Annotated in this window: 10 protein-coding genes and 1 pseudogene; 3 read left to right on the top strand and 8 right to left on the bottom strand. The window is 67.8% G+C overall.

Going from position 1 to position 16296, the window contains the following annotated elements; translation table 11 throughout:
* From KBI44_05135 to KBI44_05110, 6 genes and pseudogenes are all read right to left on the bottom strand, one after another.
* Positions 1 to 180 (bottom strand): hypothetical protein (locus KBI44_05135; protein ID MBP9143851.1); only part of this gene is annotated, 180 nt, incomplete at its 3' end.
* A gap of 640 nt (positions 181 to 820) precedes the next feature.
* Positions 821 to 1204: pseudogene (locus KBI44_05130) on the bottom strand (transposase).
* A gap of 45 nt (positions 1205 to 1249) precedes the next feature.
* Positions 1250 to 2107, bottom strand: a complete 858-nt coding sequence (gene pstB, locus KBI44_05125; GenBank protein MBP9143850.1) for a phosphate ABC transporter ATP-binding protein — start codon at positions 2105 to 2107, stop codon at positions 1250 to 1252.
* 45 nt (positions 2108 to 2152) lie between these two features.
* The gene (pstA, locus tag KBI44_05120) at positions 2153 to 3745 is read right to left on the bottom strand and encodes a phosphate ABC transporter permease PstA (GenBank protein ID MBP9143849.1); all 1593 of its coding nucleotides are present in this window, start codon (positions 3743 to 3745) and stop codon (positions 2153 to 2155) included.
* A gap of 74 nt (positions 3746 to 3819) precedes the next feature.
* A complete protein-coding gene (locus tag KBI44_05115; GenBank protein ID MBP9143848.1) occupies positions 3820 to 6099 on the bottom strand; it encodes an ABC transporter permease subunit in 2280 nt (759 codons plus the stop codon).
* A 90-nt stretch (positions 6100 to 6189) separates the two neighbouring features.
* A complete protein-coding gene (locus tag KBI44_05110; protein ID MBP9143847.1) occupies positions 6190 to 7152 on the bottom strand; it encodes a phosphate ABC transporter substrate-binding protein in 963 nt (320 codons plus the stop codon).
* Positions 7153 to 7378: 226 nt separating this feature from the next.
* Here KBI44_05110 and KBI44_05105 point away from each other — a divergent pair, with 226 nt between their 5' ends.
* Both KBI44_05105 and KBI44_05100 read left to right on the top strand, forming a co-directional pair.
* Complete coding sequence (locus tag KBI44_05105) at positions 7379 to 9376, top strand: hypothetical protein (GenBank protein ID MBP9143846.1); 1998 nt, start codon at positions 7379 to 7381, stop codon at positions 9374 to 9376.
* Between the two features lie 195 nt (positions 9377 to 9571).
* On the top strand, positions 9572 to 11479 hold the full coding sequence (locus tag KBI44_05100) for a hypothetical protein (protein ID MBP9143845.1): 1908 nt from the start codon (positions 9572 to 9574) through the stop codon (positions 11477 to 11479).
* A 118-nt stretch (positions 11480 to 11597) separates the two neighbouring features.
* Here KBI44_05100 and KBI44_05095 read toward each other — a convergent pair whose 3' ends face one another.
* Complete coding sequence (locus tag KBI44_05095; protein MBP9143844.1) at positions 11598 to 14042, bottom strand: serine/threonine protein kinase; 2445 nt, start codon at positions 14040 to 14042, stop codon at positions 11598 to 11600.
* The gene (locus KBI44_05090; protein MBP9143843.1) at positions 14039 to 14623 is read right to left on the bottom strand and encodes a sigma-70 family RNA polymerase sigma factor; all 585 of its coding nucleotides are present in this window, start codon (positions 14621 to 14623) and stop codon (positions 14039 to 14041) included. Before KBI44_05090 ends, KBI44_05095 begins: the two co-directional genes overlap by 4 nt.
* A gap of 99 nt (positions 14624 to 14722) precedes the next feature.
* Here KBI44_05090 and KBI44_05085 point away from each other — a divergent pair, with 99 nt between their 5' ends.
* A complete protein-coding gene (locus tag KBI44_05085) occupies positions 14723 to 16291 on the top strand; it encodes a right-handed parallel beta-helix repeat-containing protein (GenBank protein ID MBP9143842.1) in 1569 nt (522 codons plus the stop codon).
* The last annotated feature ends 5 nt before the right edge of the window (positions 16292 to 16296 follow it).

Genomic DNA, 16296 nt, shown 5'->3' with positions numbered 1-16296 from the left:
CCTGTTCGCTATGTGGACGCGCTTGGCCTTGAAGTGCAGGTGTGCTGTGCTCCGGCAAACATCCTGTGGGGCCTCGTGGACCATTGTTGGATTAAGACTGACACCGTTGAAGCCGGCACCGGTGCCGATCCGGGCAATTCGTGCAACGGGCCGTTCTCGCCAATGGAGATTGCTGACCACTCTGGCGCTTCTGAGACTCGGCCAGGAGCTCAATGCCACCCTGTGCCAGGTGTCGATGAGCCGTGCGTCAACAAGGCGCTCCAGATCGGAGCAAGTGCCGGACGGTTCTCGCCGACCAACACTTGTCAGAGTTTCGCTGCAGGTGTAATTCGGGATTGTCGCATCTGTAGGGATCCTCCCCAGCTTCCGCCCGAGGAGTACCCACCCTGCGCCGGTTTCGGCTGTCTCCAGAGCAGGTGACAGATGGCGATTCGGAAGCATCGAGTTCTCCTCGCTTTCGCTCTGTTCCTGATGCTCGCCGCCACATACTTGTTCCTTTGGACGCTCGCCGCGGCGAAGTTGAGCTTCGTTCAATGCCCAGAGGGGTATTCGATTGTTGCTCCCCAGAGCGCGTGTCGCCTCCCCGCCGTTCTCCAGTGGCTGGCATTTGCTACGACAGCCGCCAGCATTCTTGTGCTGGCGGCTGCGGTTAGGATCCGCAAGAGGGCCGCAGCGCCGCCGGGACCGTGAGTACGACTGCGACCATCGCTGCAATGGTTGCCGCGGCCTACAACGTCAATCGCAGGTACGAGCAGCAGACGGGGAGGTACACGGCGGCGTATCCACTTGGAATCTCGTACAGCGGACCGAGTCTTTTCGCCTATGTAAACAACAGGCCCACCATCTGGGATGATCCATTGGGCTTGCAAGTCGACCCAGTATCAGCAACGCTCGTCGTGCTTGGCTCTTGCGCCGCGTCTGCGCTTGCTGAGGGGCATCGAATTTGAGCCCCTCCCCAATTCGCTACCGCTTGCAAGCTGACAGTCCTGGTTGAAATCTCGATGGGAGCTGCTCTTCGGAGTTTGCGGACCGGAGGGGCCGGAGCCTCCCGGAGGGCCGCAAACTCCGCCGGCGCGAGGTCGCCCAGCCCCGAGTGCGGCCGCACGTTGTTGTAGTCCAGGCGCCAGGACTCGATGACTCTACGCGCGTGCCTGAGATCCTCAAACCAGTGCGCGTCGAGACTGTCTTTGAGAAACGTGCCGGTGCCCGACCCTGTCGAGGAACGCGCAACGCCTTTCGAGGCATCGCCTCAGCCGAAGCGGCCGGTGATGTAGTCCTCGGTCTGCTTCTTCGTCGGGTTGAGGAAGAGCTTGCGGGTGAGTCCGTACTCGATCAGCTCGCCCAGGTAGAGGAAGGCAGTGTAGTCGGAGACCCGCGAGGCCTGCTGCATGTTGTGGGTGACGATGACCAGGGTGTAGTCCTTCTTCAGGTCCTCCATCAGCTCCTCGATCTTCGCGGTGGCGATCGGATCGAGCGCCGAGCAGGGTTCGTCGAGGAGGATCACCTCGGGCTCGACGGCGATCGCCCGGGCGATGCAGAGACGCTGCTGCTGGCCGCCCGACATGCCCAGGGCACTTTCGTCGAGGCGGTCCTTGACTTCGTCCCAGATCGCCGCGCCGCGCAGGCTCCGTTCGACGATCTCGTCGAGGAGGCTCCGTTTGTTGATTCCCTGGATGCGGCAGCCGTAGGCGACGTTCTCGTAGATCGACTTCGGAAACGGGTTCGACTTCTGGAAGACCATGCCGATCCGCTTGCGCAGGGCGTTGATCTCGACGCTGGGGTCGTGGATGTCGCCCTTCTCGAAGAGGATCCGGCCGCCGATGGTGACCTCGTCGATGAGGTCGTTGAGCCGGTTGATGCAGCGCAGCAGCGTCGACTTGCCGCAGCCGGACGGACCGATGAACGCGGTGATCTGCTTCTCCGGTATCTGGAGCGAGATCTCCTTCAGCGCGAGCTTCTTGCCGTACCAGAGGCTCAGGCGATCGATCTCCAGGATCGGCTTCTCGATCACCGGACAAAGGGCCGGGTCTCCCGCGACGGAAGATTCGCGCGTCGGGAGATAGCCAGTCTGGAATGCTCCCGGACGTGTGCTCTCGACTTCAGCCATCGACTGCTCCTCGACTTTCGTGGGCGCGGACATGATCATACTTCCTCAGACTGCGCTGCCGGCGTATTTGCGCCGCAGCCGATTGCGGATCGAGATCGCCACCAGGTTCATCGCCGTGACGATCAGGATGAGCAGCAGGGCGGTGGCGAAGACGAGGGGTTTCGTGGCGTCGACGTTCGGACTCTGAAACCCGACATCGTAGATGTGAAAGCCGAGATGCATGAACTTGCGCTCGAAGTGGACGAACGGGAAGTCGCCGTCGATCGGCAGTGTGGGCGCGAGCTTGACCATCCCGACGATCATCAGCGGCGCGACTTCGCCCGCCGCGCGCGCCATCGCCAGGATGACGCCGGTGAGAACGCCGGGCGCCGCGGCGGGCAGGACGACTTTCCAGGTGGTTTCCCACTTCGTCGCGCCGAGCGCCAGCGAGCCGGCGCGGACGATCTGGGGCACCGCGGCGAGTCCCTCTTCGGTCGCCACGATGACCACCGGGACGGTGAGGAGCGCCAGGGTCAGCGCGCCCCAGAGAATGCCTCCCGTGCCGAAGGTCGGCGTCGGCAACGCCTCGGGAAAGAACAGGCTGTCGATGCTGCCGCCCAGGGTGTAGACGAAGAAGCCGAGCCCGAAGACGCCGAAGACGATCGAAGGCACGCCGGCGAGGTTGTTCACCGCAATGCGCACCGTGCGCACCAACAGCCCCTGTTTGGCGTACTCGCGCAGGTAGAGCGCTGCGAGAACTCCCAGCGGCACGACCGCGAACGACATCAGGAAGACCATCATGACGGTGCCGAAGATGGCCGGGAAGATGCCGCCCTCGGTGTTCGACTCCCGCGGCTCGTCGGCGACGAACTCGCGGACGCGCGAGGCGTAGAGACCGAGCTTCGCGAGCCCACCCATCTCGTTCGGCCGGATGGCGCGGACGATGGCGCCGACCGGGATCTCCTTGCGGGTGCCGTCGGCGGCCTCCATGACGAGCGTCTCGGTCGCGAGGGTCTCGCGCTGTGCGAAGAGTGCGCTCGCGAGCGTCTCGTATTCGGCTTGCCGTTCGGCGAGCGCCAGGTCGATCTCGGCCTGCCGGCGCGCGAGGACGTCGGCAGGCGGAGCGTCGAGCTCGAGGCGGCGAGTCGCGAGGCGGAGCTTCTCGATCTCCAGGTTGACGTCGCCGATCGCGCCCTTCTCGAGCTCGCGGATCTCGTCGCGAAGGGCGACCTTGGTTTCGTGGAGAGCAGGAAAGGCCTTCCAGACCGCCTCGCTTCCCTGGGCGAGGAGCTCGGTCCCGCGGCGCAGCTCCACCATGCGGCCGTAGAAATTGCCCCACTCGAGACGTTCGAGCAGCACGGCGTCTGCCGGCAGCTCGCGCTTGGCGATCGCCGATGCGTCGATCCACTGGAAATCACCGCCGGTGAGATCGCGATTGCCGAGACGGATCTGAAAGCGTTCTCCGCCGGCACCGGCGGTGGCCGCCGGGATCGTCTGCTGGGCGTGGATCTCGCCCAGGATCTTCGAGCCGTCGGTGAGCGTGAACTCGGGCAGATCCTTCTGCCAGAAGAACCTCGCGCCCTGCCATGAGATGACCGAGAGCAGTCCGAGAATGAGTACCAGGTTGAGCGCCAGGGCGCCGCCACAGAGCGCGGTCATCGAGACGCCGAAGAAATCGCGCCGCAGGCGGCCGGATCGATCCTTGTCACTCACCGTCGTATCTCCCGAGATCGCTAGAGCTGCGCATACTTCTTCCGCAAGCGCTGGCGGACGAGCTCCGCCGCAGTGTTGACGATGAAGGTCAGCGTGAAGAGCAGGAGCGCAGCGAGGAAGAGCGTGCGGTAGAGCGTGCCGCGGTGCGGCGCTTCGGGAATCTCCACCGCGATGTTCGCTGACAGGGTGCGGAAACCGTTGAAGGCGTTCATCTCCATGATCGGCGTGTTGCCGGTCGCCATGAGCACGATCATGGTCTCGCCGATGGCGCGTCCGAAGCCGATCATGATCGCCGAGAAGATGCCGGGCGAAGCGGTGGGGAGAACGACGCGGGTCACCGTCTGCCAGCGGTTGGCGCCGAGCGCGAGCGAGCCCGAGACCAGGTTCCGCGGCACGTTGGAGAAGGCGTCCTCGGAGATCGCGAAGATGATCGGAATGACCGCAAAGCCCATCGCCAGCCCGACGACTACGGCGTTCCTCTGGTCGTACTGCAGGCCGGTGACGTTCAGCAGCCAGGCCTGGAAATCGCCACCGAAGGCGAGGTGCTCGAAGAGCGCCGAGCTCTCGAAGCAGGTGAAGATCCCGACGACGACCGCGACGAGGTAGAGGACGATCTCGGAGCCACTGGGGAAGCGTCCGCGCACCCGCAGTGGCAGGGCGTTCCAGGCAATGCCTGCGAGCCAGACGAAGAGCGGCAGCACGATGAAGGTCAGGATGAGCGCCGGAAAGTACTTCTCGAGCGCCGGCGCGAGCCAGAGGCCGGCGAGGAATCCCAGCACCACGGAGGGCAGCGCCGCCATGATCTCGACCGTCGGCTTGATGTAGGCGAGGAGCCGCGGGTGCAGGAACTGCGACGCGAACATGGCGCCGAGAATGCCGAGCGGAATGGCGAGCAGCAGCGAGTAGAAAGTGCCCTTGAGTGTGCCGACGACGAGCGGTGTCAGGGAGAGCTTGGGCTCGAAGTCGTCGGTGCCGCCGGTCGACTGCCAGGCGTACTCGGGCTCCTCGTAACCCTCGTAGAAGACCTTGCCGAAGAGCGCCTTGAAGGAGATCTCCGGATGAGGGTTCTCGATGCTCACGAAGGCGAGCTGGCCGGGGCCGGCGACGAAGGCGCCGTCCCCTTTCGGGGAGAGTGTCATCGCGGTAGCGCCCTGGACGGGGGAGCGCCCCTTCCAGAGCGTGCGCTCGGAGGTCGAGAAGTAGATTCCGAGATCGCCACCGCTGTCCTTGGCGAGGAAGGTCCGGTTGCGCTGTGACGGCGCGATCAGGGTGATGGCCGAGCTGTGCGGAGGGAAGTCGTGAATGCGGGTGAGGACGAACGTCTCCTCGCCCGTGGGCCGCACCGGAAACCAGACACTCAGATTTCCGTTCGACTGGCCGACGACCAGCGAACGGTCGCCGATGAGGAACGACAGCGCGGTGATCTCGAAAGCCCCCGCGGAGGCGATCTGGGGCGGGAAGTCGTCGCCCTGGTCGAGGCGCCACCAGTAGATGTCGCCGCCGGAGGTGCCGGCGTAGAGGTTCGCCTGGTCACGGTCGATCAGCATCTGGCTGAGCGGCGGAACCGCGGGGAAGACCAATCGCGCCTCGGAGCGCGCGATCTCGCCGGTGAAGGCGTTCTCCACGGCCTCGCGCTTGACCACCGCGACGCTGCCGTCTGCCAGCTGGGCGGCTGCGACCGCGCGCTCCGGTCCGTCGAGCTGGGCCGCGAAAGTGCCCAGCGGGCGCCGCTCGAGGTCGACCTCGAGCGCGATCGCGGCGGGGAACTCGGGATGCACGCTGCGGGCACCGTCGCTCGCGAACTCGACCCGCCACTCGATGGTCTGCGCCAGGACGCGGCCGTCGGTCGTCGACGCCGTCACCGCGGTACCGCCGGGGGGGACGCGCGCGGCGAGGAGGCCTGTTTCCGGAAGGTCGGCGAGCTGCCGCTCGTCGACGACCTTGCCGTCGGCGAGCCGGACAATCTGGATCACGCCGCCCGGTTCGAGGAGCGCCGCGTGGGTCTGATGCTCGTCGACCGTCAGCGCCTGGACCTCCTGCTGCACCTCGACGCTGGCACCGACCGCGACTTGCGCCGACCGCACGAGCGGCAGGACCTCGAGCAGGATGAAGAAGAGGATTCCGAGGATGCTGGCGATGATCGCCATGCCGCCGGCGGTGACCACCCAACGCGCCGCCCGGTCGACGAAGAGCCGCCGGGCCGCAGTGCGTCCCGTGGCTCGGGTCTCGGCGCGCCGCGGCGCGGAATGCCACTTGTCGGAAGCCGGGGCCGGCGGGAGGTTGGCGTCGGAAATGGTCATGGGCGGGGGGTAGGGGGGCTGGGTGGAAATCGGCAGATCCGGCGGCGGATCGGTTGGATCCTCCGCCGCCGGATCCCGAATCTCCAGCGGCTACTGAAGCTTCGCCAGCTCCTCGGCGGCAATCTTGCCGGGGATCGGGAGGTAGCCGTCCTTGACGACGATCTCCTGGCCCTCGCGAGCTCCGACGAAGCGCAGGAACTCGCGCACCAGCGGATCCAGGGGCTTGCCGGGCGCCGCGTTGTAGTAGACGTAGAGGTAGCGCGAGATCGGGTACTTGCCCGAGAGGACGTCCTCGGTCCCGGTCCCGTAATAGGCATCGCCCTTCTCGGACAGCGAGAGCGCCTTGACGCCCGAAGTGCGATAGCCGATGCCGCTGTAGCCGATGCCGAAGCGGTCCTCGGTGACGCCCTGGACCACGGAAGCGGAGCCCGGCTGCTCCTTCACGGTCTCCTTGTAGTCGCCCTTGGCGAGCGCGACCTCTTTGAAGTAGCCGTAGGTGCCCGAGGCCGAATTGCGGCCGTAGAGGGAGATCGGCTTTCCGGCCCAGTCGCCGGTGAGACCGAGGTCGCCCCAGGTCTTGGCATCCTTGCCGCCGCGCTTGCGGGTCTTCGAGAAGACGGCGTCGACCTGCTGCAGGGTGAGCTTCTCGATCGGGTTGTCCTTGCTGACATAGACCGCCAGCCCGTCCACCGCGACGCGGACCACCGAGGGCTTGTAGCCGTACTTCTTCTCGAACTCGTCGATCTCTTCGGCCTTCATCGGCCGGCTCATCGGACCGAGCTGGGCGGTTCCCGAAATCAGCGCCGGCGGGGCGGTCGAGGAGCCCTTGCCCTCGATCTGGATCCGGACGTTCGGGTACTGCTTCTGGAAGCCCTCGGCCCAGAAGGTCATCAGGTTGTTCAGTGTATCGGAACCGATCGAGCTCAGATTGCCCGAGATGCCGCTGGACTTGGCGTAAGGGGCGATCGAGCTGTCGACCTGCGCCGGCTGCGCGGCCAGCGGGGCGGTGGCAAGAGTCAGAGCTGCGAGGGCGAGGAGCGACGTGCGCTTCATGGGTGGTTCCTCCGTGGAAGTGATTCCGGTCGCGGCGCCTCGAGGCGCAGCTCTCCGGTGGCAGGGGCACTCTGTCAACCGGGTTTGTCAGGGGAGGAACCGGCGTGTGACAGCGGTGTGACAACCAGGGGCGAGCGCAGGGGCAAGGTGCTGGGCGGGGTGCCGCAGCAGACCTGGCGGCGTGCCGTGCTACGGTAAATCGACCTGAATTCGCAAAGGAGACTGCATGCCGCAGCCGCAAGGGCGATGCCTGAAGGCCGGGAACTGGATCGCAGCCGTCTTCGCCGTCGCAGTGGCGGTGTTGCCTTGCGCCGCCCACGCCGGAACCGGCGTCTGGACGAGCCAGGGGCCTTACGGCGCGACGGTCCATTCCCTGGCGATCGATCCCGTGACGCCGTCCAGTCTCTACGCCGGCACCTCGCGCGGCGTCTGGAAGTCCACCGACTCCGGCGGCACCTGGGTCTCCGCCAGCACAGGTCTGGGCTTCGGGATCCCCACGAGCCTGGTGATCGATCCCGCCAGCCCCAGCACCCTTTACGCCGCGATCTCCTACAACGGGGTTTACAAGTCCGTCGACGCTGGTGCCAGCTGGGCTCCAGCGGTGGCGGGCCTGACGGATCTCCGGGTCAGAGGCCTCGTTATCGATCCCGCGACTCCCGCCACCCTCTACGTCGGAAGCGAATCTGGGGTTTTCAAGTCCATCGACTCCGGCGGCAGCTGGGTCGCCGCCTCGGCGGGCCTGTCGAACCTCCGGATCATGACGCTGGCGATCGATCCCGCGAATCCTTCCACCCTCTATGCCGGGACGACGACCTGGGCCTTCAAGACCGTCGACTCCGGCGGCAGCTGGGCCACCGTCAACGTCGGCATGACGAGCGGGAACCTCCGCTCTCTGGCGATCGATCCCGTGACCCCCGGCACGCTCTACGCCGGGACGGCCGGCGGTGGGGTCTTCAAGTCGGTCGATTCCGGAGGCACCTGGAACGCCGCCAGCGCCGGCCTGCCGAATCTGTTCGTCGGACCTCTGGCGATCGATCCTGCGACCCCCACCACGGTCTACGCCAGCATCTACATGAGCGGGGTCTGGAAGTCCACGGACGCCGGAGGCCAGTGGGCCGCCACTCAGACTGAGCCGTCGAGCCTGAACCCCATCGCTTTGGCGATCGATCCTGCGACCCCGGCTACGCTCTACGCCGGGACGGAGAGCGGTGTCTTCAAGACCGTCACCTCCGGCGGCACCTGGGCCGAGGCGAACTTCGGGCTGCCCGGTCCGAGTGTCACCCGGCTCGCCATCGATCCCACCACTCCCGCGACCCTCTACGCGGCGACCTTCTACGGCGGCATCGTGAAGTCGATCGACTCTGGCGGCACCTGGACGAGGACCAACACCGGGCTGGCAAGCGTGCTGGTGCGGGACCTCGTGATCGATCCGATGACGCCGAGCACGCTCTATGCCGGGACGGAGGGCGAGGGCGGCGGAGTCGCGAAGTCCACCGACTCCGGCGGCACATGGGCCGCGGCCAACCAGGGGTTGCCGGCGGACAGCGTCGAGGCGCTGGCGATCGATCCGGCGACGCCGTCCACGCTCTACGCCGGGACTTCTGGAGGTGTCTGGAAGTCCACCGACTCCGGCGGCATCTGGGTCGAGGCCAACGCCGGCCTGCCGGATGATCGATCCATCCTCGAGCTGGCGGTCGATCCCGCGACCCCCGCCACGCTCTACGCCGCGAGCTGGAACGGCCTCTTCAAGTCGGAAAACGCGGGCGGAGTGTGGACCGAGGTCGACATGGGCCCGACGGTCTACCTCGTCTTCGCTCTGGCGATCGATCCCACGACCCCGGCCACGCTTTACGCCGGGACGGACGACGGCGTCTGGAGGTCGCTCGACGCCGGCGACAACTGGGCCAAGGCCAGCACCGGGGTGACGGACTCGACCATTTTTGCGCTGGCGATCGACCCCGCGGTACCCGAGGTTCTCCATGCCGGGACGCAAGAGTGGGGGGTCTTCACCTCCACCAACTCCGGCGATTCCTGGACGGCAGTCAACGAAGGTCTACCCGTCCCTATGGTCTACGCCCTGGCGATCGATCCCGCGACTCCCGGCAGTCTTTACGCCGGGACGGGAATCGGAGTCGCGCAGCGCACCTCCGCCTTCTTCGCCGACGGCTTCGAGCCCGGCGACGCCTGCCTGTGGACGGCTGCCGTGGGCGGTGGCTGTCCGTAGAATCGGCCGCTGACGGCATCGCTGCCCGGCGTGAGTCAGGGGGCCGGCAGCGCAGCGATTGCCCGCTCGGCCCGAAGGCGAGCGCCTGCGGTTTCGACCTTCGTGGTCAGCATGGCGCGCCAAGGCGAGTGCGCGGAGGGTCGAGACCTTCGCTGTGTTACGTTGCGAGATGGAGTCGTGACGAGAGGGAGAGCGATGCCCACCAGCGGTGAGGGACGATCCAGAGCTTGGCCAGGAAATGCGCTCAGCGTCGCCCTGCTGCTGGGCGTCGCGATTGCGGTCACGGCCCATGCAGGAGAGGGCTACTGGAAGAGCGTCGGTCCGTACGGGGGAGGGGTCAATGCGCTGGCGATCGTCCCGTCTCACCCTTCGACGATGTACGCCGGAGGAGAGGCGGGAGGGTTTTTTCGCTCGACCGACTCCGGCGCCAGCTGGACCCCCCGTGTCAACGGTCTCACCGATCTCGAAGTTCTCGCTTTGGCCATCGATCCCGTGAACCCCGTCAGGATCTACGTCGGAACCCGGTACGGTGGAGTCTTCCGGTCGGTCGACGCCGGTGAGAACTGGACCCTGATCAGTGCTGGAATTCCCGAAAACCCAGGGGGCGGTTGCCACGCCCTCGCGATCGATCCGGCCACTCCTTCCACGATCTACTCCTGCATCGGTGGCAGAATCTACCGATCGACCGACTTCGGAGACACCTGGGCGGCGACGGCTCCGTTCAACGCTGGCGGCTGTAACGCCCTGGCGATCGATCCCGCGACCCCGACGACGCTGTACGCGGGTAGGGACGGTGGGGTCCACAAGTCGACCGATTCCGGTTCCAGCTGGACCGCTGTGCTCTCGGGGTCTCCCATCATCCGGATCTTCGCCCTGGTGATCGATCCGACGAACCCGTCGACGATCTATGGTGGCACCTACGTCGGACAGGGCGGCAGCAACCACGGCGTGGTCCGGTCGACCGACGCGGGCGCCACCTGGACGGATCTCCTCGTCGGACTGACGGACCCGCAGATTCAGTCGCTGGCGATCGATCCCGCGGTCCCTTCGACCCTTTACGCTGGAACGAGCGCCGGAGTCTTCAAGTCGGTCGATTCGGGCGATCACTGGACCGCCGCCGACACCGGACTGACGAATCCGTTGGTCAAGGCTCTGGCGATCGCGCCTTCGGGCCCCGCCAGGCTCTACGCCGGGACGGGCGGCGGGGTCTTCCGCTCGAGCGATGCGGCTGCGAACTGGGCCGCGGTCAACGAAGGACTGACAAATACGAGGATCGACTCGCTGGCGATCGATCCCACGAACCCCGCCACGCTCTACACCGGGACCTGGAACGCCGGCCTCTGGAAGTCCATCGACTCCGGTGCGACGTGGCTCCCCGCCAATGGCGGATTGACGAGCCCGGCGCTCTTTCTGGCGGTCGATCCGACGAACCCCGCCACTGTCTATGCCGGGACCTACAACCCTGGAATCTTCAAGTCCCTGGATGGCGGCGGAAGCTGGACCGCCGCAGGCGCGGGCCTTCCATCGGGCGCCATTGTCGCTGCGGTGGCCATCAACCCGACGACCGCTGCCACGCTCTATGCGGCCGCCTACGACGACAAAGTGTTCAAGTCGGTTGACTCTGGCGATCACTGGATTGCCTCGAGTGTCGGACTCGTCGGCAATGGCTACGGGCACTTGGTGGTCGACCCGATGACTCCCAATACGCTCTACGTCGGAGGGCGTTTCCCTGGAGTCAGCAAGTCGACCAATGGCGGCGACAACTGGGTCGGAGCCGACAATGGTCTGCCAGGCCACAGTGCGTATTCCCTGGAGATCGATCCGACGAACTCCCAGACGCTCTATGTCGGAACCCAGGATGGAGTGTCCAAGACTGCCGACGGCGGCGGAGTGTGGATTCCGGCGAACAACGGACTGCCTGGACCCGCCTATGCCCTGGCGGTCGATCCGGCGAGCCCCGCGACCGTCTACGCCGGGATGTGGGACGCCGGAGTCTTGCGGTCGTTCGATGGCGGCGGCAGCTGGAACGCGCTCGTTCCGGAGTTGCCGTATGCCCGGATCCGGCACCTCGAGATCGACTCCGCGTCGCCTCCCAACCTGTAGGTTGGCACTGACGGCGGCAGCGTGTGGCGGTGGATCGTCCCCTTCTTCGCCGACGGCTTCGAGCCCGGCGACGCCTGCCTGTGGACGGCTGCCGTGGGTGGCGGCTGTCCGTAGTTCCTCAGGAGTTGTCGGGCAGCGCGGCGAGAGCGCGCTCGGCTCGGCGGTGGTCGCTGGCCGACTCGGGCCGGGCGGCGAGCAGGGGGAGCGCCCCTTCCAGGACCGGGCGGGCTTCGGCGGGGTGGCCGGATTCGGCGAGGAAGAGGCCGTAGAGCAAATCGGCCTCGGCGCGGCGCGCGCGGTTCACCGGAGAAGGGTAGCCAGCGCTCGCCAGAATGCTGCGAAACAGGGGCTCGGCGGCCGGGCGGTTGCCCCGGCGGTGCTCGAGCAGGGCGAGGCCGGCGGTCGCCTGCCAGGCCGAGGCATGGTCCAGGCCGAGGGTCTCGGAGTAGAGGCGGCGGGCCTCTTCGAACGCCGTCCTCGCCTCGGAGAGGCGACCGAGCTCGGTGAGCACCCGGCCGCGCCGGCTCTGGATGCGGCCGAGGTCGGTGGCGGCGTCCGACTCGGTCTGGCGGACCACGGCGAGGGCGCGGTCGAGCCATCCCAGCGCTCCGGGGAGATCGTCGCGGCCGAAGGCGAGCTCGCCGAGATTGGAGAGCGCGGCCTCGTGGCCGCTGTCGCGCGGCGCGGCGTGCTCGTAGATGCCGACGGCGCGCTCGAGCGCGGTCTTGCGGGTTTGGACGTCGCCGCTCTCGCCGGCGACGTCGGCCGCCGCAAGGTACCATTCGGCGCGGTGTCGCGAGCGGTCGAGGCCGGCGGCGCGCAGGTGGCGGTCGAGCTCGTCGAGCCGGCGCCCGGCGTCTGCGGCGTCGCCCGCCTGCAGGGCGATCCAGACCTCGAACATGAGGCTGTCGAGGAGTTCCGGGTCGTCGGGGGCGAGCCGGGCTTGCCTCTCTTCGCTGACCGCGCGGGCGATGCGGCGCGCCGGAGCGAGCTCGTCGAGGTAGGTGTAGATCGTCGCGGTCAATTCGCTCAACTCGCTGCGGGTCGCAGGGTCGAGGGCGAGCTCCGTTTCGAGGCGCCGCGCCGCGAGGTCGAGCAGCTCACGCGCGGTGATCGCGCCGCGCGGTCGCGAACCGGCGACCCGTGGGTCGCTCGCCTGGAAAACGCCGATCAGGAACTCCTTCGTCGCGTTGGCGCGCCGGGCCTCGCGGGCGGTGCGCGCGCTCTGCCAGAGGATGCCGCCGACCCCCAGCGCCGAGGCCAGGGTGAGCGCCGCGGCGAGCCCGGTGCTCAGCCGATGCCGGCGGACGAATTTCAACGTGCGGGTGAAGTTGCCGATGCGGCGTGCCTCGATCGCCTCGAGCCGGGAGTAACGACCGAGGTCGGCGGCGAAGGCCTCGGCCGACGAGTAGCGATCGGCGGGATCGGTCGCGAGCGCCTTGGCGAGAATCGCGTCGAGGTCGCCGGTGAGGGCCCGGGCGAGCTCCGCGGCGGTCATCCCCGCGACGCTTTCGGCGTGCGCGGGGTCGACGCGAGAGGAGGCGCGCGGCGCCGTGACGCCGGGAGTGAGAATCTGCAGAAGGCGCGCCGGCCCGGAGGCCGGCTCGAACGGGCGCCGGCCGGTGAGGAGCTCGTGGAGGAGAATCGCGAGCGAGTAGACGTCGGTGGCGACCGTAATCGGAGCGCCTGTGAGCTGCTCCGGGGCGGCGTAGTCGGGAGTGGCGACGCGCGTGCCTTCGACGGTGAGCTGGGTGAGCCCGGGTCGGGCGACGGTGGACGGATCGGGGTCGGCGGTCTCGTCGGGCTCGAGGAGTTTGGCGATGCCGAAGTCGAGGAGCTTGACCGTGCCCTCGGCGGTCACCAGCACGTTCGAAGGCTTGAGGTCGCGGTGCACGATCAGACGGGCGTGCGCGGCATGGACGGCAGCGGCGACCTGGCGGATCAGCTCGATCCGGACCGGAAGGGGGTGGTGCGCGGCGCGGCACGCCTCGGTGATCGGCACGCCGGCGACCCACTCGAGGGCGAGGTAGGGGCGTCCCTCCGCCGTCACCCCAGCGTCGAGGAACTGCGCGATGCTCGGATGGCTGAGGGTCGCCAGAATGTCGCGTTCGCGGCGGAAACGGCGCTGCATCGAGCTCCCGGAGAGGTGGGTGTGCGGCAGCTTGAGAGCGACCTTGCGTTCGTAGGCGCCGTCGCTCCGCGCGGCGAGCCAGACGACCCCCATGCCGCCTCGTCCGAGCTCGCGTTCGAGGGTGTAGGGGCCGATGCGGTCTCCGGCGAGGACCGGGAGCTCGACTCCGTCATCGGCGTCGAGGGCAGCCGGCCCGCTCGTCCCGGGGCGTTCGCCCGCCGAGCCGGCCACCATCGCCGCGAGTGCGTCCGTCGCGAAGGTCGAGTCGTCGTCCGCGGCGAGGACGGCGCGCAGGTAGGGCACGAGCTCGCGCTGCTCGCCCGCCAGCGATTCGATCCAGCCGAGACGCTTCGACTGCGGCTGGTCGAGTGCGAGATCGAGCTGGCGCGAGAACTCCGGCCAGAGCTCCGGCGGGCAAGGGAGACGGCTCATGCCTGAAGCATCGAGTGCAACAGGAGCTTCGCCTTTTGCCAGTCGCGCCGCACGGTCCGGTCGGTGACGTCGAGCGCGGTCGCGATCTCGATCTCGGAGAGGCCGGCGAAGTACCGCATCTCGACGACCCGCGCGAGACGCGGCTCGACCTTCTCGAGCTCGGCGAGCGCGGCGTCGACCCGGAGGGGCTCGGCAGCGAGCGCGACACGGCTGCTGTCGATGGCCGCGGTGTCGAGCGTCACCGCCGCGACCCCGCCGCCCCGGCGCTCCGCCTGGCGCTCGCGCACCAGGTCGACGATCACCGAGCGCATGACGCGGGAGGCGTAGGCGAAGAACTTGCCGCGGCTCTCCACCCGGAGTCGCCCGAGCCGGGCGAGCTTCAGGTACGACTCGTTCACCAGCGCCGTGGTGTCGAGCACGGTGTTTCGCCGGTTGCCGCGCAGCCGCGCCCGAGCCACCTTCTTGAGCTCCGCGTAAGCGGCCTGCCAGAGGGCATCGACCGGCACGCCGGGACCGTCCTTGAAGGACTCGATCAGGCCGGTCAGGTCGCCCCCTGCGCCGGGCTCTTCGGGTAGATCCACTGGTGGAGCTTACCGTGGCGGAGCGGATTGCCCAGGGTCGGATGTCCGGTAGCGAGGCAAGAGGCCGTTCGCATCTGGGAAGGCCTTCCCGGAGATCCGATGCCCCGACTTCGACCCGCAGCCGCCGCCTCCCTGTTTCTCGCCGCGAGCCTTTCTGCCGCGGAGCTCTCCGCCACTTCGGCGGTCGTCGGCACCGGAACGCCGGCTAGTTGCACGGAAGCCGCGTTCGATGCCGGGATCACGGCGGTGAACAGCGGCGGCGGCACGTTGTCGTTCGACTGCGGCCCGGCGCCACATCTCATTCTGGTGAGCGCCGAGCGGCCTCTCTCCGGGCAGGTCGTCGTCGACGGGGGTGGCCGGATCACCCTGTCGGGCGGTCTCGCCACGCGGATCTTCGCGGTCCAGGACCAGGCCGAGGTCGAGCTGCGCGACATCGTGCTCACTCATGGGCGCTCGAACGCGGGACCCGGTGGCGCGGTCCTCGTCACCGGCGCTGGCGCTCCGGCGGACACAGTATTGGTGCTCAACCGAGCGGCTGTCCGCGAGAGCACGACCAGCTTCTGGGGCGGCGGCCTCGCGGCGAGCAACGCCGAGGTGCGCATTCTATGGAGCTCGGTCACCGGCAACGAGTCGAACGGTGGCGGCGGCGGAGTCAACCTGAACGGCGGGGTGCTCGTCCTCTTCGAGGCGGAGGTCGCCGACAACCGCTCCGGCGGCAGCGGCGGCGGCATCGAGTTCTGGACCGGCGAGCTCTACATGAACCGCAGCGTCGTGGACCGCAACACCGCCGAGAACGCCGGCACGCCGCCGTCCGGCGGCGGCATGTCGATCCGCGACCTCTCGATCGCCAGCATCGAGTCCAGCCGCTTCGCCGGCAACTGGTCGCGCTCGAGCGGCGGGGGCCTGCACGTCTGGGGAACGACGGAGCTCTTCCTCATTCAGTCCACCTTCTCCTCGAACATGGTCTTCGAGGACGTCGGCGGCGGGCTCGCGATCCTCGCTCCGGCGATCGTCCAGGCGCGCAACGTCACCGTGGATGGCAACCGTGCCGGCGGCGGTGGCGGGATCGAGGTGACCGGGGCGCTCAACCTCGCGAACGCCACGATCTCGAACAACCTGAGCGTCGCCGCCGGCGGCGGCGCGCTGCGCAATAGCGGTTCCGTGACGCTCTATCACGTCACGGTCGCGGGCAATGCGGCCGCAGACAGCGGTGGCGGCATTCATCAGTTCGCGAGTGGGGGCATCGAGCTGGTGAACGTCCTGTTCTCGGACAACATCGACCTGCTCGAGAACCCGAGCGACTGCTTCTTTCAGCTGGCTCCAACGCGGTTCGAGTTCAGCCTCTGGCCGCAGGGCACCTGCGGCAGCAGCACTGCGAACGGCAACCATCCCAATACCGTCGTCGACCTGCCCAGGCTCGCTCTCTCCTGCGGTGGCGCCCCCGGGGAGGAGCAGACGATGACCCACGACCTGCCGGACAGCACCGCGGTCGACAACGGAACCTGCATCATCCCGGGTCTCGCCGCCGATCAGCGCGGCGTGGCGCGCCCCCAGGGGCCGGCCTGCGACATCGGGGCGGTGGAGAAGTCGGAGCCGTCGTGCAACGGCCTCTTTCTCGACGGTTTCGAACGCGGCACGTCGCTCGCCTGGAGCGACCGGACCCGCTGATTCGG

The sequence above is a fragment of the Thermoanaerobaculia bacterium genome, assembly GCA_018057705.1.
GTDB lineage: Bacteria > Acidobacteriota > Thermoanaerobaculia > Multivoradales > JAGPDF01 > JAGPDF01.
Note: the sequence above shows the minus strand (reverse complement) of the source record. Positions and strands in the feature narration are given on the sequence as shown.